This window comes from Dactylosporangium fulvum (assembly GCF_025137375.1).
Lineage (GTDB): Bacteria > Actinomycetota > Actinomycetes > Mycobacteriales > Micromonosporaceae > Dactylosporangium > Dactylosporangium fulvum.
In genome coordinates this window covers 7500947-7525573 of record NZ_CP073720.1, presented here as the reverse complement: position 1 = coordinate 7525573, position 24627 = coordinate 7500947, and the positions used below count along the sequence as shown (strand labels likewise).

General features: G+C 65.7%; 20 protein-coding genes and 1 pseudogene. 14 read left to right on the top strand and 7 right to left on the bottom strand.

The features are described from left to right. Positions 1 to 6: 6 nt before the first annotated feature. The 4 genes from Dfulv_RS34420 (at position 7) to Dfulv_RS34405 (ending at position 6452) form a co-directional block, all read left to right on the top strand. On the top strand, positions 7 to 1143 hold the full coding sequence (locus Dfulv_RS34420) for a cupin domain-containing protein (protein ID WP_259857987.1): 1137 nt from the start codon (positions 7 to 9) through the stop codon (positions 1141 to 1143). Beyond that, on the top strand, positions 1140 to 2309 hold the full coding sequence (locus Dfulv_RS34415) for an NAD(P)/FAD-dependent oxidoreductase (RefSeq protein ID WP_259857986.1): 1170 nt from the start codon (positions 1140 to 1142) through the stop codon (positions 2307 to 2309). The genes Dfulv_RS34420 and Dfulv_RS34415 overlap by 4 nt, the downstream gene beginning before the upstream one ends. Before the next feature lie 16 nt (positions 2310 to 2325). After that, the gene (locus Dfulv_RS34410) at positions 2326 to 3516 is read left to right on the top strand and encodes a flavin reductase (RefSeq protein ID WP_259857985.1); all 1191 of its coding nucleotides are present in this window, start codon (positions 2326 to 2328) and stop codon (positions 3514 to 3516) included. Positions 3517 to 4208: 692 nt separating this feature from the next. Next, positions 4209 to 6452, top strand: a complete 2244-nt coding sequence (locus Dfulv_RS34405) for a LuxR C-terminal-related transcriptional regulator (RefSeq protein WP_259857984.1) — start codon at positions 4209 to 4211, stop codon at positions 6450 to 6452. Positions 6453 to 6518: 66 nt separating this feature from the next. Here the strand turns inward: Dfulv_RS34405 and Dfulv_RS34400 are convergent, their stop codons facing one another. Beyond that, the gene (locus Dfulv_RS34400) at positions 6519 to 7220 is read right to left on the bottom strand and encodes an IclR family transcriptional regulator (RefSeq protein ID WP_259857983.1); all 702 of its coding nucleotides are present in this window, start codon (positions 7218 to 7220) and stop codon (positions 6519 to 6521) included. Positions 7221 to 7556: 336 nt separating this feature from the next. Continuing rightward, complete coding sequence (locus tag Dfulv_RS34395) at positions 7557 to 8534, bottom strand: SDR family NAD(P)-dependent oxidoreductase (protein ID WP_259857982.1); 978 nt, start codon at positions 8532 to 8534, stop codon at positions 7557 to 7559. Between the two features lie 1096 nt (positions 8535 to 9630). On the opposite strand from Dfulv_RS34395, the gene Dfulv_RS34390 reads away from it, so the two are divergent. From Dfulv_RS34390 to Dfulv_RS34370, 5 genes are all read left to right on the top strand, one after another. Next, positions 9631 to 10161, top strand: a complete 531-nt coding sequence (locus Dfulv_RS34390; protein ID WP_259857981.1) for a nuclear transport factor 2-like protein — start codon at positions 9631 to 9633, stop codon at positions 10159 to 10161. Between the two features lie 68 nt (positions 10162 to 10229). After that, the gene (locus Dfulv_RS34385) at positions 10230 to 11156 is read left to right on the top strand and encodes an SDR family NAD(P)-dependent oxidoreductase (RefSeq protein WP_259857980.1); all 927 of its coding nucleotides are present in this window, start codon (positions 10230 to 10232) and stop codon (positions 11154 to 11156) included. Positions 11157 to 11221: 65 nt separating this feature from the next. Then, positions 11222 to 11995 (top strand): FadR/GntR family transcriptional regulator, encoded by a 774-nt coding sequence (locus Dfulv_RS34380; RefSeq protein WP_259857979.1) that lies wholly within the window; start codon positions 11222 to 11224, stop codon positions 11993 to 11995. A 147-nt stretch (positions 11996 to 12142) separates the two neighbouring features. Further along, complete coding sequence (locus Dfulv_RS34375) at positions 12143 to 13744, top strand: ABC transporter substrate-binding protein (RefSeq protein WP_259857978.1); 1602 nt, start codon at positions 12143 to 12145, stop codon at positions 13742 to 13744. Positions 13745 to 14033: 289 nt separating this feature from the next. Continuing rightward, positions 14034 to 15203, top strand: coding sequence for an MFS transporter (locus tag Dfulv_RS34370; protein ID WP_259857977.1), 1170 nt, complete (start codon positions 14034 to 14036; stop codon positions 15201 to 15203). 32 nt (positions 15204 to 15235) lie between these two features. Here the strand turns inward: Dfulv_RS34370 and Dfulv_RS34365 are convergent, their stop codons facing one another. Further along, on the bottom strand, positions 15236 to 16000 hold the full coding sequence (locus tag Dfulv_RS34365; protein WP_259857976.1) for an IclR family transcriptional regulator: 765 nt from the start codon (positions 15998 to 16000) through the stop codon (positions 15236 to 15238). Positions 16001 to 16122: 122 nt separating this feature from the next. On the opposite strand from Dfulv_RS34365, the gene Dfulv_RS34360 reads away from it, so the two are divergent. From Dfulv_RS34360 to Dfulv_RS34345, 4 genes are read left to right on the top strand one after another with little or no spacing between them, the layout of a single operon-like run. After that, complete coding sequence (locus Dfulv_RS34360) at positions 16123 to 17070, top strand: ABC transporter permease (protein ID WP_259857975.1); 948 nt, start codon at positions 16123 to 16125, stop codon at positions 17068 to 17070. Positions 17071 to 17087: 17 nt separating this feature from the next. Beyond that, positions 17088 to 18002 carry an ABC transporter permease gene (locus Dfulv_RS34355; RefSeq protein WP_259857974.1) on the top strand — a complete coding sequence of 305 codons (915 nt, stop codon included), beginning with the start codon at positions 17088 to 17090 and terminating at the stop codon, positions 18000 to 18002. Beyond that, the gene (locus Dfulv_RS34350; RefSeq protein ID WP_259857973.1) at positions 17999 to 19114 is read left to right on the top strand and encodes an ABC transporter ATP-binding protein; all 1116 of its coding nucleotides are present in this window, start codon (positions 17999 to 18001) and stop codon (positions 19112 to 19114) included. Before Dfulv_RS34355 ends, Dfulv_RS34350 begins: the two co-directional genes overlap by 4 nt. After that, on the top strand, positions 19111 to 20148 hold the full coding sequence (locus tag Dfulv_RS34345; protein ID WP_259857972.1) for an ABC transporter ATP-binding protein: 1038 nt from the start codon (positions 19111 to 19113) through the stop codon (positions 20146 to 20148). The genes Dfulv_RS34350 and Dfulv_RS34345 overlap by 4 nt, the downstream gene beginning before the upstream one ends. A gap of 91 nt (positions 20149 to 20239) precedes the next feature. On the opposite strand, the gene Dfulv_RS34340 is transcribed toward Dfulv_RS34345, so the two are convergent. From Dfulv_RS34340 to Dfulv_RS34330, 3 genes and pseudogenes are all read right to left on the bottom strand, one after another. Then, a complete protein-coding gene (locus Dfulv_RS34340; protein ID WP_259857971.1) occupies positions 20240 to 22408 on the bottom strand; it encodes a HelD family protein in 2169 nt (722 codons plus the stop codon). A gap of 446 nt (positions 22409 to 22854) precedes the next feature. Beyond that, positions 22855 to 23025: pseudogene (locus Dfulv_RS34335) on the bottom strand (IS701 family transposase); the annotation flags it as partial. Between the two features lie 5 nt (positions 23026 to 23030). Beyond that, positions 23031 to 23285 (bottom strand): hypothetical protein, encoded by a 255-nt coding sequence (locus Dfulv_RS34330; protein WP_259857970.1) that lies wholly within the window; start codon positions 23283 to 23285, stop codon positions 23031 to 23033. Here Dfulv_RS34330 and Dfulv_RS34325 point away from each other — a divergent pair. Continuing rightward, positions 23274 to 23945 (top strand): NmrA family NAD(P)-binding protein, encoded by a 672-nt coding sequence (locus tag Dfulv_RS34325; protein WP_259857969.1) that lies wholly within the window; start codon positions 23274 to 23276, stop codon positions 23943 to 23945. The two genes, Dfulv_RS34330 and Dfulv_RS34325, sit on opposite strands and share 12 nt — an antisense overlap. A 127-nt stretch (positions 23946 to 24072) precedes the next feature. Here the strand turns inward: Dfulv_RS34325 and Dfulv_RS34320 are convergent, their stop codons facing one another. Continuing rightward, positions 24073 to 24423, bottom strand: a complete 351-nt coding sequence (locus tag Dfulv_RS34320; protein ID WP_259857968.1) for a cupin domain-containing protein — start codon at positions 24421 to 24423, stop codon at positions 24073 to 24075. Positions 24424 to 24627: the final 204 nt, after the last annotated feature.

The following is a 24627-nucleotide window of genomic DNA, read 5'->3' as shown; positions in this document are numbered from 1 at the left end:
AACGGCATGGAGATCCCGGTCACGGTCCGCTTCCCGACCGACACCAGCCTGGATCCCGGCACCGCGCCCGAGACGGTCGAGCGACTCGGGGAGCTGTACAGCGATCTCGACCGGCTTGATCTCCAGCCGCTGTGGACTCAGAACAAGCAACTCCTGAGCCGCGCGCCGCGGCCGAAGGCGGTGCCCTGGATGTGGCGGCGCGTCGACATGATTCCCCTCGCCGCGCGATGCGCAGAGCTGATCACTATCTCCCGCGGCGGTGACCGACGCGTTCTCGCACTCGCGAATCCGGGACTCGACGGACGACCCTTCATCACCTCGACCCTGTGGGCGGCGATTCAGTACCTCGGTGCCCACGAGTCGGCTCCGGCGCACAGGCATTCCCCCGGGGCGATTCGCTTCGTCCTGGAGGGCGAGGGGACGTTCACCACCGTCAACGGCGACGCCTGCGACATGAGGGCCGGTGACCTCGTGCTGACCCCGCCCTGGCACTGGCACGACCACAAGAACGAGTCGGATGCGCCCATGACGTGGTTCGACGGCCTGGACCTCCCGCTCGTCAACCATCTCGACGCGACCTTCTTCGAGGAATATCCGGCAGAGGCGATGCAGCCGGTCCGCGGGCACAACCTGTCCGAGCAGATCTACCGCGCGCCGGGAACCGTGCCCGCTGTTGCGTCTTCGGGTGTCTCCGTGTACTCACCGCTGCTGGTCTATCGGTTCGCCGACACCGAACAGGCGTTGCGGTCGTTGGCGCGCGACAGCGGAGCTGCGATGGTCTCACTCGAGTACGTGAACCCGCTCTCCGGCGCCAGCGTCATGCCCACGCTCGGATGTCACGCCAGCCGGCTTGCCCCGGGACAGCGGACCGTCACAGAGCGGCAGGTCGGGTCCCAGGTGTTTGTGGCCTTCCGGGGCTCCGGCACGACGGTCATCGACGGCCGGAGCTTCGACTGGGGTCCCGGTGACATCTTCGTCGCCCCGTCCTGGGCGGCCGTCGATCACGAAGCGTCGACCGAAAGCTACCTGTTCCGCGTCACCGACGCGCCCGTCCTCAAAGCCCTCGGGCTCAGCCGTCACACGGTTGAGGGCCGGAACCAGGACGTGCTCGGGAAGTTCGTCGGCCACGCCGAAGCGCCATGACCGGCGGCGTTGTCGTCGTCGGTGCGTCGGTCGGGGGCGTTCGTGTGGTGCAGGCGCTCAGGGCGCGCGGCTACGAAGGCCCGATCCGACTCATCGACAAGGAGAGTGGCGGCCCCTACGACAAGCCGCCCTTGTCCAAAGCGTTCCTCACCGACACGCCGCTGCCGGACATCTCGCTGACCTCCGTCGGTGAGTTGGCCGATCTGAATGTGGAGTACACGCCGGGAATCGAGGCTGCCGGGCTGGACAGCACCCACGCGGTGCTGCACACTTCGGCGGGGAGCATGTCCTACGACGACCTTGTCATCGCCTGCGGCGCAACGCCTCGACGGCTGCACGACTTCGAGGGGATCTCGGGAGTCACAACGTTGCGGACGAGGGCTGATGCGCTCGTCGTTCGCGAGGCGCTGGCGCGCAGGCAGCGGATCGTGGTTCTCGGCGGGGGGTTCATCGGAGCTGAGGTCGCTTCGAGCGCCCGTGCGGCGGGCGCGCAAGTGACGGTCATCGAGGTATCTGAGCGGCTCATGGCCAGGGTACTGCCTCCCGAGACCAGTCGGGTGTTGACGGATCTTCATCGCCGCCACGGTGTCGAGCTCGTCCTCGGGTGCACGGCCATGCCGTATGCGCCCCGCGGCCGCATCGAGGCTGTGGTCCTGGCAGACGGACGAACGGTGCGGGCCGACCTGGTTGTGGTCGCAGTAGGGGTGCAGCCATCCACCGGATGGCTGCACGACGACAGCCTGTCTGTATCCGACGGAGTCGAGTGCGACAGCACATTACGGGCCGTTGGTGCGGCTCATGTCTGGGCCGTCGGAGACGTCGCACGCTGGTGGCATCCCCGGCTCCGGTGTTCGACACGGGTCGAGCACTGGACGACCGCCCGCGAGCAGGCGGCGGTGGTCGCCCGCAACCTCGCGTCCGACGAACATCGGATGTGCGACCTCGTCCCGTTCGTTTGGTCGGACCAGCACGGCGCGCGCATCCAGCACGTCGGACATGCCGGTGACGCGGTGGAGGTCGAAGAGTGGCGGGACGGCGAAGCTTCGCTCTTCACCTATCGCAAGAACGGTGTGGTCGTCGGCGCAACAGGGATCAACGCGGCCGCCAAGGTGTCCAGGATCAGGCGCCAGCTTGCCGCTCCCGCGTTAGCGGAGGAACTCGGATAGTCGCGGAGGGTGCACAATGAGCTACGAGGACAGCTTCGACACGCGCCGGTTCCGCGACGTGCTGGGCAGGTACCCGACCGGCGTTGCCGTCGTGACCAGTTCCCATGCCGACGGCCCGGTCGGCATGGTGGTCGGGTCATTCACCTCGGTCTCGTTGGAACCGCCGCTGGTCGCCTACTTTCCGAAAAGGACGTCAAAGACCTTCGCTCTGCTGAGCCAATCTTCGACCTTCGCGATTAACGTCTTGGGCTCGTCGCAGGAGACCCTGTGCAGGCGCCTGACATCCAAGGACGAGACCGTCTGGGGGAGCGTCGGCTGGCATCTCAGCAGACAGGGAAACCCGATCTTCGACGACGCCGTTGCCTGGATCGAGTGCGAGCCGGTCTCGGTGCTCGACGGCGGTGACCACTACATCGTCTTGGCGCGAGTGATCGAGCTCGACATTCAGCGCGACGACCTCCCTTTGCTCTTCTTCCAGGGTGGATACGGCAGGTTCGCCCCACTCTCGATCGCCGCTCTCGTCGAGGACCAGCTGTCGGCGCAGGTCGAACTCGCTGAGCTGGCCAGACCCGAGATGGAGCGCCTCGCACGTGAGCTCGGGGTGGAGTGCGTGGCACAGGCTGCGATCGGCAACGAGATCGTGCACCTGGCGACGATCCTTCCCCAGGAGGGTACGACGACACCGGGTCCTGCCGGGCTCCGGCTTCCGCTAGCCCCGCCGCTCGGCTCATTGCACGTGGCCTGGGCCCCGGATCACGTCCATGAGTCGTGGCTCGCTCACAGCGGTCATGCCCTGACGGAGACGGACCGCGTTCGGTGCCTGGCATTGCTGGAGCGGGTGCGGGCGCGAGGTTGGTCGGTTGCACTGCGAATGCCGGACATCGAGAAGCGAGTGAGTGAGGCACGCCGATCATTCGGCGGCCGATACACTGCCGCGCTGGAGCAAAAGCTGCTCAGCCTTTTGGGCGACGTTCTCGACTTCTATGACGGTTCGCTGGAGCCGGGTCGTACCTACGATGTTCGCTTCCTCGGCGCGCCCGTGCTCGACGATCGACGCCAGGTGAAGCTTGCTATCAAGATGTTCGACCTCCCGCCCTCTCTCACGGCGGACCAGATCGAACACCTAGCCGGCCGCCTCGTCTCTGCTTGTCGGCAGGTGTCGGTCGCAGCGACTCAGGCGCCCTCTCCTGCCGGACCGCCCGGCTGAGCCGGGTGCCCAGGAACCGGGCAGGCCTGGGTTGGGTCGGCCGGGTGGCGAGGTGCCCGTGGTGATGCTGCGGCGGATGAGCGGCCAGTGGGCGTGGCCTCGCTCGGCGGTGCCGTGCCGGGCGGAGTACCGACCGGGCCAGTCGTAGACCCATGGCCCTTGCCCGTCGCCGCGGCTGCTCTGCTTGCAGGCCGGCGTACAGGTGGTGGCGAGGGCCTCGACGCGAGCGCCGCCGCGGTGGTTGGCACCTTCTGGTTGCTCGGCACGGCCGGGACGAAGCCGAGGCGGCCGATGCTGCAGCCACAGCCGCTGTCCGCTGGTCGCGCCGACCACCCGAGCGGGGCGTCGGCGCCGCCGTCAGATCATCAGCCGTTGTCATCCAGCGGCACCGCGTCGGCCGACACGAGCCGACAGCAAACACAGGACGATCAACCCGTCGCTTGCCATCCACGATCATTTCCAAATAGGGTCCTACCTGTGAAGACGTCAATCGCGAAGTGCGGATCAAGACGACTTCGTCGTCCAAAGCCCTCCCATATCGGACTGCGGGCGAGGTATCGCGGTGCGCCGACCCGGCGCGGCAGACGGTCGATATTCCGCGAGTAGGCGGTATTGCATCGATGATCCCCCGAATGGGCGGTTTGCCGGAGGCGGTCACAACTTTCGTGGGACGCCGGCAAAAGTTGGCGGACGTGCGCGAAGCACTGGGTGGCTCGCGGTTGGTCACACTGACCGGTCCCGGGGGCGTCGGCAAGACTCGGCTTGCCCTACGGGTCGCCTCGGAGGTGCGCAAGGCGTTCCCGGATGGCGTGTGGTTCGTCGACTTGAGCGATCACGCCGATCCCGCGCTCGTCGCAAGTGTCGCCGCAGGCGCGATCGGGCTGGTTGACGAGTCGACGCACTCACCGCTGGTGCTTCTGTCGTCCCATTTCGCGCAGCGGCGTGCCCTGCTCGTCCTGGACAACTGCGAGCACGTCCTTGATGCGTCGGCCACTCTGGCCGATCACCTGCTCCGGGCCGCCCCCCGGCTGCACATCCTCGTCACCAGCCGCCAGGTACTGGGCATCCCGGCCGAGAAGAGCCTGCAGGTCCCTCCGCTTTCAGTGCCAGGCCCGGAAGCGGTTCAGCCGGGCGATCTTGTGCTCTCGGACGCCGTGGCCCTCTTCATCGACAGGGCGAGGGGCGTGCTCTCCGAATTTGTCCTCGACCAGCGCAACGCACAGGCGGTGGCGACCCTGTGTCGCCGCTTGGACGGGCTACCGCTAGCGATCGAGATGGCGGCGACACGGCTCCGTGGGCTGTCGCCCGAGCAGATCGTGGAGCGCCTGGACGAACGGTACTCCCTTCTCATTGCGGGGAGCCGTGTCTCGCGACCGCGGCAGAGTTCACTGCAGAGCCTGTTCGACTGGAGCTACGAATTGTGCTCGCCGTCGGAGCGACGACTTTGGGCCCGAGCATCAGTATTCTCCGGTGGCTTCGACCTTGAGGCCGCCGAAGAGGTCTGCTCCGGCGAAGACCTTCCGCGTGAGGCCGTGCTCGAGAACGTCATCGCGCTGGTCGAGAAGTCGGTCCTGGTTCGGGAGGAGCGAGACGGACGCGTCCGCTTCCGGATGATCGAAACCCTTCTGGAGTACGGCCGACGACGCCTCGCAGAGTCGTCAGAGCTGCCGTTGCTTCAGGCAAGACACCGCGTGTACATCAGCGGGTTCGTCGAGCGGGCATGCCAGGCGTGGTACTCCTCCGCAGAACCCGAGTGGCGCGAGCGGATCCGAGCGAACCTGCCGAACATTCGTAGCGCCCTGGACTACTGCATTAGCGATCCCGAGCACGCGAACGCAGGACTCCGCATTGCGCAGTCTCTTTGGTACGGATGGCGCGTCAACGGGATGGTGGGTGAAGGACGCCGCTGGCTGCAGCGGATGCTCGAAGTGGCGCCGACCAAGGACCGCGGCCGCACCCTGGCGGTTCTGGCGGACGCCGCGTTGGCCCTCTTCCAAGGTGACGATGCAGGCGCTGTGCGCCGCCTGGCCGAGGCCGTGGCCCTTGCACATAAGCAGCAAGACGACCAAGCCCTCGCCTATGTGAAACTGTTCGAGGGACATTTGGCCATGACGCGTGGGGACATGGGCATTGCCGCCGAGACGCTCCAGGCTGCGCTGGCGGCGCAACGTCAGGTCAACGATCCGCTAGGCACGGCGTTGACGCTCATTCGCCTCGCCCTGGTCCTGTCGGAGATCGGGCAACCGGACGCCGCCCGGGAGACGCTGGACAGCTATCGCGCGCTCAATAGAGACAGGGGCTCCGACCTCGCCGAGGCCATGACCGACTGGGCTCGCAGCGTTTTGGCTTGGCAGGCCGGCGATGTCGCGGCGGCCTCACGTTTCGCCCGGCTAGCAGTCGACCGCAGCTGGTCGATGCGGGAACTGGTGTGCCTCGGTCGGGCTATCGAGGTGCTTGTCTGGACCAGCGCTGTCGGCGGTGAACCGGAGCGGGCCGCCCGACTGCTCGGGTCCGTCGAGGCCATCCGGTCCGTCCTGGGGCACCGCACGTTCGGTTATGATCACTTGACTCGCTACGACCAGGAAAGTGCTGAGGCCGCTCGAGCGGCATTGGGCGACGAACGCTTCACCGCCTGTTTCGCGGCAGGAAGCACTCGGCCGACCGAGGACAACATCGCGTTCGCTCTAGGTCACCCGCTGCCACGGGTCGTGGTCTCATCCGGTGCTCAAGCAGTTGGCGCTGGACTGCTCAGCAAGCGGGAGACCGAAGTGGCGGAATTGGTGGCCAAGGGGATGAGCAACAAGGAGATCGCCGGGCAGTTGGTCATCTCGCAGCGAACAGCCGAGACGCACGTCGAGCACATCCTTACCAAGCTCGGCTTGGCATCACGCATCCAGATTGCGGCCTGGATTCGCGAACGAGGCAGCAGTTCCTGACTGGTGTTCCTGTCAGAGGGACGTTGCTGCACAGATCCGACACCGGGACCGTGCGTGCCGGCCGGATCAGATCAGCGCTAGCTGCTCACTAACGATGCGCAAAACCTCGCGCCCCAACCGATCGGTGTCTCGTGCCCGCACTCGCGACGTGGGGGCCGCGACGGTAATGGCTGCACGTGAACCGCCCATGACCAGCGTGACCGCGACCGCCGAGACGTCCGGTTCCGACTCTGCCGCATTCGTTGCGTACCCGGCGGCACGGATCCGCTCCAATTCGGCGAGCAGGGCGGTCTTGGTCGAGATCGACTTGGGTGTCAGCGTCGGAAGCTCCTCCGCGGTGTATATGGCGTCGATCTGTGCATGATCGAGCCCACTCAAGAGCGCCTTGCCACCCGAAACGCAGTGAGCAGGGAGGACCTGCCCTGTCCTCGAACCCACTCGGACGACGAAGTCCCCTTCGACCGAGTCGAGAAAGCGCGCGTTGGGCCCTTCGAGGACGACCAGGGACACTGTCTCGTGCAGCGCCTCGGACAGGGCGTTCATGATCGGTCGCGCCTGCTCGCGGATGTCGAGCATTGCCACGACCGACAAACCGATCTCGGTGAGCTCGGGCCCTGGCAAATAGGCCCGCGTGATCGAGTCCTGCACCGCAAAACCACGCTGAACCATCGCGACCAGGAGCCTGTGCGCGGTTGACCGCGCGACCCCGAGCTCGTCAGCGACGTCGGCCACGCGCAGCAGCCTGCGCGTCTTGAACAGCAGCAACACCTGCAGAGCATTGTCGACCGAGCTACCAGGCTTCTCTTGCACAGAACTCCTCGTTGCATCTGATCCCCGGAAACCGGGCCTCACAGGTCGATGCTTGCGCTGGTGATGTTATCCCGCGCCGGGTTGAGAATAGCGGAACGGCGTTGGCCGCGGCGGCACCAGCCGACCGTCGACGTAGCGGGCCGCGGCCACGGCGGCCCGCCACGACGGCACCTTCGCGAGCGTGCAACTGGCTTTCGACACCGCCTCGGCCCCCGGCGCTGGCCGGATGCCGATGCCTGCTGTGCTCGCGTGCACTGGATTTTCCCTGGTCCCGTCCCTGATCGGTCGTCCCGCTCAAATGTGGGGTGCAACGGTGTCACGCGCCAGCAGTGTCCGCGGCAGGAGCTCGAGGAGGTCGACGAGGGGCCAAGACCCGAGGCTCTCGTCTCGGAAGATCGAGCGACACTCGACGGGGTGCTGGTAGACACCGATCTTGCCGCCGCCGGCTCGGAACACCAGTCCATTCACGGTCGACGCATGCTCACTGGCCAGGTAGACCACGATCGGGGCGACCATCTCAGGATCGGCACGAGCTTCTTTGGCGCTCAACCGTCGCTCGGACAGCAGGTTTCGTTCCTTCAACCGCCTGTCGGCTTCGGCCATTTCAAGGGTGAGGCGGGTGGCCGCGAACGGCGCGACGGCGTTGACGGTGACCCCTGTGCCGTTGAGCTCCCACGCCAGCTCGTAGGTCAGCGAAACCACACCGCCCTTCGCCGCCACGTAGTGCGGGTTGCCCTGAGGCGCAGACCACTGGTTCGAGGCCGTGTTGATGATGCGTCCGTACCCCTGGCGCCGCATGATCGGTGCTGCGAACCTGCAGACGGCGAAGGCACTCCTCAGGTTGCCCGAGATCAGCATGTCGAAGTCAGCCTCGGTGATGTCGTCCAAGAGCTGGTACTTCATCACTCCGGCGTTGTTGACCACGATATCGAGGCGCCCGAATGAGTCGATCGCCGTGTTCACGAGATCCTCAGCACCCGACCAATCCGAGGCGGAAGCGTAGTTCGCCACTGCTTCGCCCCCTGCCGCGATGATCTCGGCCACGACCTTGTCGGCAGGCTCGTTTGAGGTCGTCCTGGCCTCGCGGTCGAACCCCGGGTCGTTGACGACGACGCGGGCGCCGGCGGCAGCGAGAGCGAGAGCCTCACCGCGGCCGATACCGCGACCCGCGCCGGTAACAATGGCCGTTCGGCCGGTAAGCAGTCCCTGCATTCCTGACGCAGTTGTTTCCATAAAGCAGAACTCCATACCGTAGAAAGCAACAGGTGCCATGTGTCAGTCGTGGCACGGCAACGACGTCATCGTGTGCGCTGCGGAAGCCTGCTCCAGTCGGCAGCGGGGCAGGGGCGCCGATCGAGTTCTCAAGGTCAACCAAGGTTGGACGGTGGCGGCCGTCATGCAGCTGCGTGATCTGAAGAGGGGGTCGAGGTTGATGTGCCACGTCGGGGACCACTCTTCCGCGGCGTCGTTCGCCGCATCCATACGTCCTCGCCGCGCCTGGTGAGCGATGTCTTCCGTGGAGCGGACTGTGGACCGGTGCATGCCGTTCTCCTCTCCTTGGCTACCGAGGAGAGTGACGGGGGCCACATGGGCACCGCATCGGGACAACTACGTAGCCGACCCCGTAAGCCTCTCTGGTTGATGGCTTTGCGGGCTCCTGCAACGTCGGCGGGGCCGCAGTGGCACGAACGTGGTGGGGGAGAGGGAACGGGCGGAGCACGGGCCCGACGTCATGCGGAGGCAGCCAGGACCAAGGCGACTTTGGATGGTCGTCAGTGACGAACGCCGCGTACGCCGGAGCCAGGTCCGCCTTTGCGATCTTGACCCTGCGCCTGGCACCGCCCTTCGATTCCGGATCGAACGGCTGACGCGTCTCGACCTTGCAGCCGTGATGCCGCCCGGTGGCGACGATGTCGGGGTGGCGCACCGAACCTGGACCATGCGCGGCCGCCGCGCGAGCCACGACCGAACCCCTTCGGGTCGAATCCGGAAAACATCTGTGTTTTAACGTTAGGTCGAAGTGGTCGTCCTTTCGAGGGCCTCCGCCCCGGATGGGCGGATGTGTCGCCCGCGCGCCACCTCCCCATGTGTTGCCTGGTGAGGCGAGCTGACCGGGAAGAGTGTGGGCGATCGGTCGGGGCGAACATCGCCAGCTGGCTCCGTCTGAAGACCAAGCCGCTAAACACCTGATGTTGTCTTGACCGACTCATGATCGGCGGGCTAGCCTGACATCAGATTGAAGCCGGGCAAGATCCCCATCGGTGCGGTGCCGCCGCCGCTGCGGCTGTCATGCTGCTGCCGTGGCCCGAACGACTGGACCCAGGGGTCTCGCCGGAACTCAGATGGTCCTCACCAGACGGAGTCACTGATGACGACGATGAGTCAGCTGCCGATCGACCCGATGAAGTCGCTGCTCGGAATCGAGCGGAAGCGGAAGGAAATCACGAACCCCAAGCACCTGCACATGCTGGATGTCCTCGAAGAGCACGTCCGTGCAGAACTCGAGGGCGACCTCGAGCGCATCATGCGGACGCTTGTCCCCGAGCCCGAGTACCACTTCTGGGGCAGCACGCCTCAGGAGCACTTCGTGGGGAATGCCGCAACCCGCGACTTCTACACCAGGATTTTCGAGTCCGGCTCGAACCAGCTTGAGCGGACCTACGACCGGTTCATCATCGACGACTACGGCATTTTCGGTGATGGCCTGATCAAGGTGGTGGTCCGCGGAGCCCTGCTCGAGCGCCTCGCCAAGAACCACCCGGGCCAGAACATCGATGTGCATGGGGCCTATGTGACCGTCCGGCATTCTGCGGTCATCATCCCCTTCAGCTCCGACGGCCTCATGAAGGGTGAGGACATCTACGGAGACGAGCGCGTCGAGCTGATCAAGGTCGAGTAGCTGGAGCAGCCGACACCGGGTTCCCTAACGGTACACACGTAGCGTATTGGCGCATTGGAGGACACCTAGTGGACGAATTGCGGTATGACGGCCGCGTTATCGTGGTGACCGGCGGAGGACGTGGGCTCGGCCGCGAGCATGCGTTGCTGCTTGGTGCGCGGGGGGCAACGGTCGTGGTGAACGATCCTGGCGTCGAGCTCGACGGAAACGGCCGCTCCAAACACCCCGCAATGGCCGTCGCGGCCGAGATCAACGATGCGGGCGGCCGAGCTGTGGCCGACACCAATGACATTTCCACGCCGGAAGGCGGCGCTGCCCTCGTCGCGGATGCGCTGAGTCAATTTGGTAGCATCCACGGCCTCGTTCACAACGCCGGCGCAGGCTGGTCCCTCGACACCGTGCTTGGGATCCACCTGAAGGGCGCGTTCCACGTGCTCGAGCCGTTGTGGCCGGTAATGTGTGAACAGCGGTATGGCCGAGTCGTCCTGACCTCCTCGAGCGCCGGATTGTTCGGCTACAGCGTGGAGCCCGACGTGCCCGTCAGCAGCCTCGCCTACGGGGCGGCGAAAATGGGCCTCGCCGGCATGATGCACAACCTTGCGAATATCGGCCGCCACCACAACATCCTGGTGAACGCGATCGCTCCCGTCGCGTACACCAGAATGACCGAGACAATGCTGGACGCCGACTTCCAGAAGTGGCTGCGCGAAGAGTTCCCACCCGGCTTGGTGTCGCCTGTCGTCGCCTGGCTGCTGCACGAGAAGGCGAAAACGACCCACCAGATCTTCGCAGTCGGCGGCGGGCGTGTCGCGCGTATCTTCGTCGCCGAGACGCGGGGGCTCAACCAACGGGGTCGGTTGACCGTAGAAGATGTAGCCGAGCACATGCCCGCTATCACGGCTGCCGAGGACTTCCGGATCTTCGACAGCGCACGCGACGAGCTGGATTTCTATGCCGAGATGCTTGGCGTAGACTGGAAGGTCAGTGCTGAGTGACTAGGAACGCGTCCGTCGGAGGAACTGGTGAAACGCTGCGGTGAAACCCTGCGGGCGCGTGCGGCATGAACCACGACGAAGGTAGTCGACCGGCACCGGCGGCAATCTCGCGATTGACGCCTCGTCGGATCCTGCCCGCCTACCAGCAGGTGGCGCACCAGCTACGGGAACACATCATCAGCGGGCGCCTCGCACCGGGTAACCAGCTTCCCATCGAGCCTGAAATCGCGGAGCTCTTCGGAGTGAGCCGCAGCACGATAAGGGAAGCACTGCGCCAGCTCTCCTCCGAGGGACTCGTACGGACCACGCGGGGGGTCCGTGGCGGGACCTTCGTCGCTTATCCGTCTTTCGACAGTATCAGCGCCCACCTGGAGACCGGGATCGGTCTACTTACCGGCGCCGAAAAAATCAGCATAGCGAGCCTGCTCGAGGCTCGTATCCTCCTCGAGGTGCCTGCGGCCGGCTTCTCGGCCGTCCGCAGGACCGAGGAAACCCTCAAGCTAATTCACGAGACCGCCTTTCTCGGTGACAACCTCGATGTCGCGCACCGGCTGGAGATGAACCGGGGCTTTCACGCTCGGGTACTTTCAGCCACCGGCAACGAACTGCTTGAGATCGTTGCCATTCCGATCTTCCAAGTGATGACAGCCCGTCTCGATCGTGAGGACGTGCCAGTAGCTTTCTGGCGCCAGGTCGAGGCGGATCACCTTGCCATTTACAACGCGATCGCCGCGGGCGACGCGAGTGCGGCAGAGTCTCATATGCGTGAGCACCTCGAACGGATCCGGCCTACTTACATGCAGATCGATCGAGGCGCCAAGGACGGCTCAGGATGTTGAGGTAGAACAGCCGCGACAGTTCGGCTGGAATACGTCCTTCTCATTCGTACGTCTGAGCGGCACTTTTGTGTCGCGTCAGCGGGCTGCCGCATGTGTCGATTTCGCCCAGCATGCCGTCATTAGCTCACCGTCGAGAAGGGGCGGATTATGCGCATATTCAGCGAGCGGGTGAAGATACGTCGAACTTCGTTGCTCGCAACAGTTCTTGTCGTTGCACTGGCGTCGGCGGGTTGCGTTTCCGCGACCTCGCCGAATGGCGCCTCGTCCAGCGCGGAAGCCGATGCGGGTCCACCTCAGTACGGCGGCGTCTTCCGCTACGCGTCAGTGGGCACACAGACGAAGTACGACCCGATCAAGCGAACGGTCATGGACCCTTCGATGAACGCGATCTACGACACCCTGATGCGATATGACGACAAAGGTATTCCGGAGCCGTACCTGGCCGAGGCGCTGTCGTCGGTCGATGCCAAGACCTGGACGTTGAAGCTTCGTCCCGATGTCAAATTCCACGATGGCACCAAACTTGACGCGGATGCCGTGGTCTTCAACATCAAACGCCACCAGGATCCGGCCAACGCCTCAGCGGCAGCTTCATATGTCCGCGACATCGAGTCTGCGGTCGCCAACGACCCATTGACTGTACTGTTCACGCTGAAGACGCCTATCGCATCGTTCCCGAGCACGCTGACAACCGCGGTAGGCGCGATCGCCTCTCCTGCCGCTGTTGCGGCGGCCGGTGCGGATTACGGACGCAAGAGCGCTGTCGGGGTCGGCGCCTTCCGGTTCACGGAGTGGCAGCCGGACCAGCGACTAGTTCTCAAGCGCAACCCGGACTACTGGCAGAAGGGACTGCCGTATCTGGATGAGTTTCAAGAGCTGCCCATGAGCGACACCGAAACTCGGCGAGCCGCATTCACCGGAGGCCAACTCGAGGCGGCCTGGCTCGGCGAACCGCTCGAGATCAACTGGGCTGCTTCGAATCCCGAGATCGCGCGGCTCCACTCGCCGAAGGGTGGAGTGGGTGGCGTTGGCGTAGGCTTTCAGATGAATAGGGCGCCGTTCGACGACCTGCGTTTGCGTAAGGCGGTCGCGATGGCGATCGACTACAACGCGCTGAACCAGACCCAGTTCCAAGGGAAAATGCCCGCGATGAGAGGTCCCTTCATCGAAGGATCCTTCTGGTACACCGGCACCACCAAGTGGCCGGAGTTCAACGCGGACAGCGCTCGGGCGCTGGTGAACGAGTATAAGGCAGAGCACGGCGGTCAGCTTGCGTTTACCCTGAGCTGTCATTCGGCGGCGCAGGCGCGACGACTCGCCGAAACCCTGCAGAACCTCTTCACCCAGGTGGGTATGACGGTGACGCTCGACACGCCGGACGTCGGGAAGTTCGTCAACCAGGTATTCGCCGGCGACTATCAGATCGCCTGCTGGACGAGGAGCGGGTCGGAGCCTGACGTGGCCTACTATCCCGCGTTCACCTGCAACGGACCGAAAACTCAGAACGTATTCAGCTACTGCAGCGAGGCCGCTGACAAGGCATTGTCGGATGCTCGGTCGACCCTGAACCTCGATGAGCGCAAGGCCGGATACGCCAGGTTTGAAGCAGAGATCGCGAAGGACCTTCCGATGTTGTGGAACTGGGGAGTCGTCTTCTCGGTGATTACCAAGCCGAAGGCTCATGGCTTCAAAGGCGACCTCGGGAACCCCGTCGACTATCAGCCGGCGTACTTGTGGCTCGAGAAGTAGGCGAGTTCGCCGGCACCGGCCGACAGCAACGCCGGCCTGGCGACGCCGCGCAGGGTTTCCTCTGTGCGCGGCGTCGCCGCTCGGCCGACGCCCCCGGCGATGCACGCATACCCGGTGAGTTCGGCCGGGCGCGACCGACCGACGGCTGACCGCGATGGAAAGCGCTGAGGCGTCCGGCGACGGGCGGCCGGGCGACCGGCCGCCTCCGATCAGATCTCTGTTGCCCAGCCGTGGGCGGCTGCGAAGCCTGCGGCACCCGCCGTTCCTCGGGTTCTGGTTGAGCTTCTGTGTGACGCAACTCGGCTTCTGGATGGCCTCTGTTTCGTTGCAATGGCTCACCGCGCGAATTGCTCACAACGGGTCGCTGGAGCTGGGGTTCCTGTACTTCTTCAACCTGATCCCGCTGTTCCTCATCGCGCCCTGGGCGGGTGTGGTGGCCGACCGGTATCGGCGGGCGAAGGTCGTGGCGTACAGCCAGGCCGCGATCAGCGTGATGTGTGCGGTTCTGGCCGGCTACCTCGCGCTCTCCGGTGGCGCGGTGCAGCTGCCGTTGATCTACGGCTTCGCCTTCGGCCTCGGAACCCTCCTGGCGATCGGTGCGCCGTCGGCTCAGGCGATCGTGGCGGGTGCGGTGCCACCGGCTGATCTGGCGAGTGCGGTCGGCTTGCAGTCGGCGAGTCTGAACGTCGCCAGAGTGGTCGGCCCCGTCCTGGCCACCCCACTTCTCGTGGTGTGGGGTGCCGCTCCGGTGTTCGCGGTGTACGCCGCGACGAGTCTGCTCGCCGCCACGATCATCCGGCGGCTTCGATTGGCCCCGCAGCCGTTGCTCAAGGGTGGGGAACGGACGTGGCGCCGCATCCGGCAGGGACTGGCACATGTGCGGGAACGACCGCCCGCGCTCCAAGTGTTGGTCATGGTCGCGGTGACCTCCATGTTCGGCACCACCTACGTTGCGCAGCTGCCCGTGTTCGCCTACGACGTGCTCGGCGGGGGAGACACGGAGTTCACGCTGCTGGTCGGCGCGACCGGATTAGGCGCGGTCGTGGGCGCTCTGGCGGCGAGTTCTGGAAAGACCGTTCCCCGGGTGCGGCAGGTCGCGGCCCAGATGGTCGTCACGTCGGTCGCGGTGGCCGCGATGGCGATCACGACCAATTTCGTCCTTCTCCTCGCCCTGGCGGTACTCGCGGCCGGGTTGAATTTCTCGATCATGACGAGGCTGAACGTGATTCTTCAGTCGGCAGTAGCGGAAGGGAGCCGGGGGCGGGTGATGAGCCTGTACGTCGTGGCCTGGGGCGGTCTGGTTCCCGTGGGCGCGCTTCTGCTGGGATTCGTCGCCGGCTTCCTCGGGCTGGCCGGTGGGCTGGTGGTGTTCGCGCTGACGCTGACCACGTTCGGCGTGGCGATGCTACTGCGGCGCCGGCCGTCCGGTGCCGCGTTCGGGACGGAGCAGACCCGATGACGCCGACCCGCCAGCGCCGGCCTGTTGGCGTGTCAGCCGCCGGAGATGCTCTCGGCGGCGGCGCGCACGAGCTTCCCGAACTGGCTTACCCGGCGGGCGGAGATCCGGAAGTCGGGCGTGAGGACGACCAGGACGGCACTCGGCGTTCCCGAGGCGTCGAGCACGGCGGCGCCGATGCTGGTGACGTCTCGGGCGCTGGAGACCGCGTACCCGCGACGTCGTGCCGCGGCGATCATCTCGGCATCGAGTTCGTCGGCGGGCGCGACGACGGCGGCGCTCGTCGCCCCAACGGGAAGCGCACCGTACCAGGCGGATGTGCTCGCTCCGTGCGGGGGCATGACGTCACCGATGCGGGCCATACTCGCGACCGTCGCCGCGCTGTCGGCGACGTCGACGACGACGAGTCTGCCGCCCTGTGCCGCGACCAGGAGCACGGTTTCGCCGGTGCTGTCACTGAGCGCTCGGATAGCCCCGCGTGCTCGCTCGATCGTCTGGGTGAGCGCGGCCGAACGCGCGATCTCGAGGATTTTGCTGCCCAACAGCCAGCGGGTCGGCCGATCAGCGGTTGGTTGCAGCCAACCGGCTTCGTGCAGCGTCACCGCGATGCGGTGCACACCGCTCTTGTCGAGCCCCGTCTCACGCGCGAGTTCGCTGACGCCGACCGGCGCAAGGGCGGCGACAGCTTCGAAGACCTGGCACGCGTTTTGCACCGCCTGGATCCGCTTGACACTCGACATCCGTGTCCCTTCCTTGTGCGCGACCTCATGGGCGACAACGCCCTTGACCTCGTTAGACACCGTCGTTACACTCAACCAACTGTATTACTCAGTGACACGCTCCATCTTACTGTGCAACACGAAAGATGGAGGATCGCGCAGACGCCTCGGGCGCGTAGACCCCAAACGCGGAGGAGTGCTCAATGCGTTCCCGATTGACGAAACTTGCCACGGCCCTCATCACGCTGTTCATCGTTTCGCTCGCGGTGTATTCGTTGCAGGAGCTGCTCCCGGGCGACCCCGCCGTGGCGATCCTAGGCGAGCAGGCGACACCCGAGACGATCGCCGCGGTGCGCGCGGACCTGGCGCTGGACGATCCCTTCCTGGTCCGATACGCGAACTGGCTCGGCGATGCGCTCCAGTTCGACCTGGGACGGTCCTACCGGACCGGAGCCCCGGTGGTCGAAGAGATCGCCAACAGGCTGCCCGTCACCTTGGAACTCCTGCTTCTGGCTCAGCTCGTCGCGCTCGCGCTGGCGATCCCGCTCGGCACGTTCGCCGCGTACCGGGCCCGGAGCCGCTTCGACCGGCTCACCACCGGTGCCGCGTTCGGCCTGGTGTCGGTCCCGGAGTTCGTGCTGGGTGTGCTGCTCATGTACTACCTGGCGCTCGGCCTCGGCCTGTTTCCGCCCACCGGCTGGGTGCCCTTCACCGAGTCGCCGATCGAGAACCTGAGCCACGCGCTGTTGCCAGCGCTGACGATGGCGCTTCCGGTGATGGCCGTGTATCAACGTCTGCTGCGCAGCGACATGACCGCGACGCTGCAGGAGGACTTCGTCACCATGGCCCAGTCGAAGGGCCTGTCCACCCCGTACATCCTGTTCCGCCATGCACTGCGGCCGTCGTCGTTCTCGCTCATCACCCTGGCCGGAATGAACACCGGCCGGCTGATCGGCGGATCGGTCATCGTGGAGGTGCTTTTCGCGGCGCCGGGTATCGGCCAACTGATGGTCCAGTCGATCGTCCAGCGGGACTTCATCATGTTGCAGGGAACGGTCATCTTCGTCGCGGCGGCTTACATCTTGATCAACTCTCTCGTTGATCTGGCCTATGGATTCATCGACCCGCGAGTTCGGTATCAGGGCGCATGAACGAGGGAGCCTCCACAATGACCACCCAGCCCGACGTCTCCAAAGTCCCCGCACCAGGCTCCGCCGAGCTCACGGCCAAGGAGAACGCCGGCAGCGGCTCCCGACGGGCCCGTCGACGCGGTCTCGGTGTGCTCTTCTGGTGCAGCGCAGCCTGGCTCGGACTCGTCGTACTCGGCGCGATTGTCGCGCCTCTGCTGCCGATCGCGGATCCCGCGGCCCAGGACTACCGGTCGGTCGCGGTAGCCCCCGGCAGCCCGGGCCACCTCCTGGGCACGGATGGGCTCGGTCGGGATCTCCTGGCCAGGGCGGTGTTCGGCGCTCGGATCTCGCTGATCATCACGCTCGGCGCGGTGACGATCGGTCTGGTCGTCGGCGGGACGCTCGGCATGCTCGCGGGGTACTTCCGCGGCACCACGGAGCGGTTGATCGTGGCGGCCACCGACGCCATGATGGCCGTTCCCGCCCTCGTACTCCTGCTGGCGCTGATGGCGACGCTCGGCTCCAGCGTGCAGAACCTGATTGTGGGTCTCGGACTACTCGGGGTCCCGGCATTCGTGCGTCTCACGCGGGCGAACACGCTTGTCTACACCAAGCGCGAGTTCATCGTGGCGGCCCGGTCGCTGGGCGCGTCCAACCGGCGGATTCTGGCGCGGGAAATCGTGCCGAACATCCTGCCGGCGGTCGCCGCATACGCGTTCCTGGTGGTCGGGATCCTCATCATCGCCGAGGGTTCGCTGAGTTTCCTCGGGGTCGGTGTCCCACCACCCGCGTCGAGCTGGGGCATGATGATCGCCGAGGGCCGCGATTCGCTGAGGCAGGCGCCGTGGGTCTCATTCATCCCGAGTGCGTTCATGTTCCTCACGGTGCTGTCGTTCAATCTCATCGGTGATCGGCTCCGCGAGGAGAGTGACGTGCGGGAGACCACGATATGACCACGACTGCGCACGCCGGTGGGCGTCGCCCGGCGGAGACGGACGCCGACCCGATTCTGGTGATCGACGACTGGAAGACCTGGTTCAGCTCGGCTTCCGGGGCGGTCCGCGCCGTGGACGGTGTGTCACTTCGCCTGCAGGCAGGCAGAACGCTCGGCCTGGTCGGCGAGTCCGGATCCGGCAAGACGGTGTTGTCGCGGTCGATTCTCGGGCTGTTGCCCTCGCGCAACCGGCTGAATCCGGGTGGCTCGATCTTCTTCGACGGCGTCAGCATCGGCAACCTGCCCAAGCGGAAGATGCGGGACTACTGGGGCAAGGACCTGGCGATGGTCTTCCAGAATCCGATGACGTCGCTCAACCCGGTCGTTACGGTCGGCCGGCAGCTCACCGAAGTGCTCAAACTCCATCTGGGGATGAGTCGCTCCGCGGCCCGGGAACGATCTGTGGAACTGCTGCGCAGCGTCGGCATCCCCGAGCCGGCTCGGCGCATCCACGACTACCCGCATCAGCTCTCCGGCGGGATGCGGCAACGGGTCACGATCGCGATCGCGTTGGCGGCCAATCCGCGGCTGTTGCTGGCCGACGAGCCGACGACGGCGCTGGATGTCACGGTGCAGGCGCAGATCCTCGACCTCCTGGACAGCCAGCAGGAGCAGCGTCGAATGGCGATGATCCTCGTTACGCACGACCTTGGGGTAGTCGCGGGTCGGACCGATCAGATTGCCGTGATGTACGGCGGAAAGATCGTGGAGAACGCACCGACCAAGGAGCTGTTCCACAACACGCGCATGCCCTATACGCAGGCGTTGATGCTCAGCGTGCCGAGCCTGACCGCCCCGAGCCATTCGCGTCTGTTCACCATCCCCGGCCGGCCACCCGTGCTCACCAACCCGGGCCCGGGCTGCCGGTTCAGTCCCCGGTGCCCGTACGCGCAAGAACGCTGCCTGGTGGAGGAACCCCCTCTGGTCGCGGCCGAGCGGCCCGATCACGAGTACGCGTGCTGGTATCCGGTCGGCACTGGTCAGGGAGCCGAAGCGCTGGAACGGAACTTTTCCAACGGGGTGACGGCGAGTGGCACCAGCATGGCGTCGATGTCGAAGTTGGAGGCATGATGGCTGGCACAGGCAAGGCGCATCTGCAGGACCAGGACGTTCTGCTGCGGGTCGAGGACCTGGTCGTTGAATATGCCACGGGTCGCGGGAAGAAAGTCCACGCGGTCTCCGGAATCTCCTTCGACATCGCCCGTGGCGAAACCTTGGGTTTCGTCGGCGAGTCTGGTTGCGGCAAGTCGACGACCGGCCGTGCGGTGCTGCAACTTCCGGCGCCGACGTCCGGATCGGTGGTCATGAACGGTGTCGACCTCACGACGCTCCCGAAGCAACAGATGCGCCAGGCGCGAACGCACATCCAAATGATATTCCAGGACCCGCTGTCGGCGCTCAATCCGCGCCGGCGGGTGCGGGACATCGTGCGCGAGCCGCTGTCCATCTGGAGGCCCGGCGACCGGAATTCGGACGAGCGGGTCGACGAGCTTCTCGAGCAGGTCGGCCTCGATCCGGCGGTGGTCGGCGGCCGGCGGCCGCATGAGTTCTCTGGCGGGCAGTGCCAGCGTATCGGGATCGCGCGGGCGTTGATTATGGAGCCGAGCCTGCTGGTGTGCGACGAGCCGGTCTCCGCTCTCGACGTGTCGGTGCAGGCGCAGATCCTCAATCTGCTCGAGGACATGAAGCAGAAGCATCAACTGAGCATGATGTTCATCGCGCACGACGTGGCCGTCGTCAAGAGCATCAGCGACCGGGTCGCCGTGATGTATCTCGGCAAGCTGTGCGAGATCGCCCCAGCGGACACGATCACCACGCGAGCAGCGCATCCGTACACCAAGACGCTTCTGGATGCTGTGCCGATCGCCGATCCGGATGTCGTCGCGCGGCGCAGCCAGACCGCGCCCGCCGAGGCGCCGTCACCTATCGCGCCGCCGAGCGGTTGCCGGTTCCGGACGAGGTGTCCGCAGGCTCAGGCGCGGTGCGCGGAAGAGGAGCCCGTCTTCCGAAAGGTTGCTGACCGGCATTTTGTCGCGTGCCACTATCCGAACGTGCCGGTGCCGGACACGTCGGCCGCCACCGAAAACGGTGAGGGATCAGGATGAGGCTCGGCTACGCAGTTGGCGTCCTGGCTTGCCCCAGCCGGTCGAGGGTGCGCCCAACACTCGGAGACTTTGTCAATGAATGTGGCGATTGCTACGTGAGAACCAGCTGTCCGAGTTCCTGGGTGCATCGGGTGAGCGCGACGTAAAGGCCGTTCCAGCCGCGCGGTTCAGCGGCGATGCCCTGGGGGTCGATGAGTAGCGCTGCATCCCATTCCAGTCCCTTGGACTGGGCCGCGGTGAGCACCGACACATCGCTCAGCACGGCTAGGAGTTCGGCGATGCGGTCGGCGGGGGCTATGACGCCAACCGTACCGCCATGCCACCGTTCCTGCAGCTGTCGCACAGCTTGGGCGGCGGCGCCGGCAAGCTCCGCGGGCGTGATCGTGAGCACCCAGGGGGCGATGCCGGAGGAGCGTACCGCCCGTGGCGGGGCGTTGTGGCTACCGGCTTGCCTCAAGACGGGTTCGGTGAGGTCCATAACCTCACGCGGGGTCCGGTAACAGATGGTCAGTTCCGCAGCGGCCCAGCGTTCTCCGAAAGCTGCCTGCACCGCTTGTGCCCAGCTGGTGTGCCGGTGCGCTGCCTCCGCCTGATCGATGTCGCCGACCGCGGTGATGGAGCGACTGGGACAACGCCGTAGGACCATTTGCCACTGCATCTCGGACAGCTCTTGCGCCTCGTCGATGACGACGTGGCCGTACACCCAGCCGCGCTGCCGGCGAGCGTGGTCGGCGACGAACTCGCCCTGTGGTTGCGGGGCTTCGACCTCGCCTAGCAGGTCGGCGAGGGCGTCGAGCAGGGGGATGTCGCTCGATGCCCACAGCGAGGGCTCGGCCGAGACGGCGGTGATCTCCTCCGTGGACAACTGGGGAGCAAAGCGGGCTAGCAGGGTGCAGTCGGTCAGGAGATCACACAGTAGAGTTTCGGCGTCGAGGGTGGGCCACCATGCCTCGACGAACCGGGCGATGGTCGCGTTCTCTGCGATACGATAACGAAGATCTTCTATCTCTTCCTCGGAGAGCAATCCGTCGACGTCACTGCCGGTGGACCCCCCGCCGAGATGGTGGTCATGCTGCATGCTCCTGTCGACGCGGGCGAGGATGTCCTCGAAGCCCTCCTCCATCTCGTTCATCAGCGCCTCGCGCTGCTCGACGACGGCTTCGGCGAGGATGTGGTGCAGCTGCTCGGCGAACGCCTGGCGGGCGCGGTGGTACGGGCGTCCCTGCACCGAGGCGAGCGCCTGTGCCACTGTTGCGGCTGTGATGGCGTAGAACTCGCCCTCCCAGCGCAGTTTCAGCTCGCGGGGCCGGGGGAGCAGCGACGTGACGTAGTTTTCGAGCGCGGGTTGCCAGAGGGCGCGGCCCTTGATTTCGGCGAGAAGCCGGCTCTCGTCGCGGCCCACGCGGATTTCGGGCAGCAGAGTGTCGCAGGTCGCCGAGACGACGGCGGTCTCACCGAGCGCGGGCAGCACCTGGGCAATGTACTGGAGGAACCGCGGGGAGGGGCCGAGGACCAGGACCGCTTGGTCGGCCATCTTTGGGCGGGTGAACAGCAGGTAGGCGACGCGATGCAGGGCAACCACGGTCTTGCCGGTGCCGGGACCGCCCTGAACGATCAGCGGGCCGGTCGCCTCCGCCCGGATGATGTCGTCCTGTTCGCGTTGCAGCGTGGAGATCGCCGTCGACATGCGACCGGTGCGCCGCTGGTCCAAGGCGGCCAGCAGAGCGCCTTCACCGACGAGTTCCGTCGTCATGGTCCCATCCAGTGGCTCGTCGTCCACGCCGACAACGGCCGGTCCCGTCGTGCGTATGTGACGGCGCCGTGCTTGACCTTGCGGGTCGACAGCCGTCGCGGTGTAAAACGGCCGAGCTGCGGGAGCGCGCCAGTCCAGCAGCAGCGGCTCACTGTCCTCGTCGTCGTTGCGGAGACCGACACGGCCTACGTGCCGCACGGTGCCATCAAGACCGTCGAGGCGGCCGAAGACCAGCCCTTCCTGTGCTCGCCGTAGCTCCTCGTACTGCTGGCGGAGCATGCGCAGCCGCGCCCGTTCCAACGCGTCCAGGGCGTCTGACGAAAGCTCGGCCTGTAGGTGGTCGACAAGCCGGTCGCGCCGGGCCGTGGCCAAGTCGAGAAACTCTTGTTCCTCGGCAACCGCGGATCGGCGCGCGACGTCCTCTGCGTTAGAGGTTGGCGCTTCGCTGCTCGGCATTACTTTGCTGACGCCAGCAGTGCCATTGTTCAGAGCAGATTTCCGGCGCATTCGCAAATCCTTGTATTGGCGCTTTCCCTCGGCCCGATCGGTCCGCAGGTATTCCGGTGGCAAGCATAGAGTTGGTGTCTCCGCGTCGGGCAGAAACCCTGTCGGCGGAGACGAAAATCTCAATGCCTTGCAGTTCGGAGCCGCTTGTGGCCTCACTCAATCTTGATTCGCCTATTGAGAGTTCGGTCCTTATTTGATCTGGATGTCGACGGTGGCGCTGCTCGCGGGCGGCACCCGACTACCGTGCGAATGTCGGCCAGGACGGGCACCACGGTTGGGTCGATACAGCCGCGGGAACACCTCTCAATACTGCGACGGCACTTATCTGAGTGTGAAGACTCGGTGTTTGTGGTGGCTGAGGCGATCTCGGTATTGGCTCGTCGTCAGCGTGACCACCACTAGGTGTGTTTGGGCTGGTGGCGGCGGACGAACCGGGTAGCCGATCCTCATGTTGTCGGTGGTTCTGGTTCCCCTTTTGTGGTCGGGGTTCCGGCGACGAAGAGCCATGTGTAGGCGGCCATCGACAACGTGATGTGGGCATACCAGGCCCGCCAGTCACGGACCTGATATTCATCCAAGCCGGCCTGTCCCTCGACCTGTTGGCAGCATTCCTCGACCAGGGTCATTGCGTAGTGGGGTAGCTGCTGGTCACGGTGGTGATGAGGTCGTTGGGGCGGCGGTTGGCGCGGCGGGTGGCTCTGGCGATGTTGGTCTCGCCGTTGCTGCGGTGGAACCCGATCGCGGTGTTGCGTAGGACCGCTGCGACGGCGGGTCCGTTGCCGGTACGGGCCCGGTGGGCGTCCTCGTGGATACGGCGGACAAAACCATTGTTGTGGTGGGGGCGACTGGCTTGCAGGGCCGCGCCGTGACGAAGCATCTGCTCAACAAGGGCTGGCCGGTACGGGCTCTCACCCGCAATCCGGACAGCGCGTCGGCGCGGGCTCTGGCTGACGTCGGAGCTCGGATCGTCCGCGCCGAGATGGCGGACGTCGCCTCCCTGATCGCCGCAGCGGAGGGCGCGTACGGCGTGTTCAGCGTTCAGCCCACGGTCGGCTCCCCCGGCACCGCACCGGGTTTCACCGCCGACGACGAGGTCCGCTGGGGCATCAACGTCGCCGAGGCGACGCACGCCGCAGGCGTCGCCCACATCGTCTTCACCTCGGTCGCCGGCGCCGGCCGTCACGACAGCGAAAAGCTGCCGCAGAACCTCGTGAGCAAATGGCGAATCGAACAGCACCTCGCGAGGCTCGACCTGCCAGCGACGATCCTGCGGCCGGTCTCGTTCATGGAGAACTACACCGGCGGATACCATCTACACAACGGAACCCTGGCCGCCGCGTTCGACGCCGACGTCCCACAGCAGATCATGGCCGTCGACGACGTCGGCGTCTTCGCCACGCTCGCCTTCGCCGAGCCGCAGGAGTGGATCGCGCGCGATCGACCTGGCCGGCGACGAGCTGACACCACTACAGATCGCGGCGGCCATCGCGGAAGCACGTTCCTCGCCACCCAGGACGCCGGAGGACAGCACGCGTGAGCAACCAGAAGGCAGACCTCGGGCGAATCGGGATCTGGGCCGGGTGGGGCTGGCCAGTGCGGCGGATGCCTTGCTGGGCATCGTTGTCACTGGCCAGGATTCCACAACGACGAGAACGCCAGTTGTTCTATTCCGGCGTGCTCAGCAGCACGGCGGACATGACACAAGGCACTGAACCGCGATTGTGCCATGCGTGCCAGGTGCCACGCTGGACGACACAATCACCAGGTCCGACCCGGACCTCACCATCCTCAAGTTCAAGGACCAGCTCCCCGCTGACGATGACGACGAAGTCGATCGTGTCGGTCCGATGAAACCCGGGTCGGTTGCGGTCGTGCTGCCCGGTGCCGGACATGAGCGGGGCGCGCTCGCGCATTTCTGCCTGGAACGCCGGCCAGTCCATGTCTTTCAGTGCGCTCTCGGGGGGAAGCACGATGACTTTCCACGTAATGCCGCCCCGAGGAGGCTCCAGGGACATCGAGTTGGGAGCGTGGTCACCACCCTCGGCGGGGGAGCTGACGCTGTCCGTGATCCAGACGTCCGTCCAGGCGTAGCCTGTGCCCCCGCCGGGTGCGACAACGTTCGGCGGAATACCGTCCTCGACAACGATCGACGCCCCTGCTTCGTTGACGCCCGTAACTACTCGCCGGACCCCTTGCATCGACAGTGTTCCTTTCCGTCA

Bases quoted from the DNA above. Each gene is read 5' to 3' on its own strand.
- Dfulv_RS34345 (WP_259857972.1), top strand. From the start codon at position 19,111: ATGATGGCTGGCACAGGCAAGGCGCATCTGCAGGACCAGGACGTTCTG.
- Dfulv_RS34420 (WP_259857987.1), top strand. From the start codon at position 7: ATGGAGATCCCGGTCACGGTCCGCTTCCCGACCGACACCAGCCTGGAT.
- Dfulv_RS34355 (WP_259857974.1), top strand. From the start codon at position 17,088: ATGACCACCCAGCCCGACGTCTCCAAAGTCCCCGCACCAGGCTCCGCC.
- Dfulv_RS34415 (WP_259857986.1), top strand. From the start codon at position 1,140: ATGACCGGCGGCGTTGTCGTCGTCGGTGCGTCGGTCGGGGGCGTTCGT.
- Dfulv_RS34390 (WP_259857981.1), top strand. From the start codon at position 9,631: ATGACGACGATGAGTCAGCTGCCGATCGACCCGATGAAGTCGCTGCTC.
- Dfulv_RS34330 (WP_259857970.1), bottom strand. From the start codon at position 23,285: ATGCTTCGTCACGGCGCGGCCCTGCAAGCCAGTCGCCCCCACCACAAC.
- Dfulv_RS34360 (WP_259857975.1), top strand. From the start codon at position 16,123: ATGCGTTCCCGATTGACGAAACTTGCCACGGCCCTCATCACGCTGTTC.
- Dfulv_RS34375 (WP_259857978.1), top strand. From the start codon at position 12,143: ATGCGCATATTCAGCGAGCGGGTGAAGATACGTCGAACTTCGTTGCTC.
- Dfulv_RS34340 (WP_259857971.1), bottom strand. From the start codon at position 22,408: ATGCGCCGGAAATCTGCTCTGAACAATGGCACTGCTGGCGTCAGCAAA.
- Dfulv_RS34350 (WP_259857973.1), top strand. From the start codon at position 17,999: ATGACCACGACTGCGCACGCCGGTGGGCGTCGCCCGGCGGAGACGGAC.
- Dfulv_RS34410 (WP_259857985.1), top strand. From the start codon at position 2,326: ATGAGCTACGAGGACAGCTTCGACACGCGCCGGTTCCGCGACGTGCTG.
- Dfulv_RS34380 (WP_259857979.1), top strand. From the start codon at position 11,222: ATGAACCACGACGAAGGTAGTCGACCGGCACCGGCGGCAATCTCGCGA.
- Dfulv_RS34395 (WP_259857982.1), bottom strand. From the start codon at position 8,534: ATGGCACCTGTTGCTTTCTACGGTATGGAGTTCTGCTTTATGGAAACA.
- Dfulv_RS34320 (WP_259857968.1), bottom strand. From the start codon at position 24,423: ATGTCCCTGGAGCCTCCTCGGGGCGGCATTACGTGGAAAGTCATCGTG.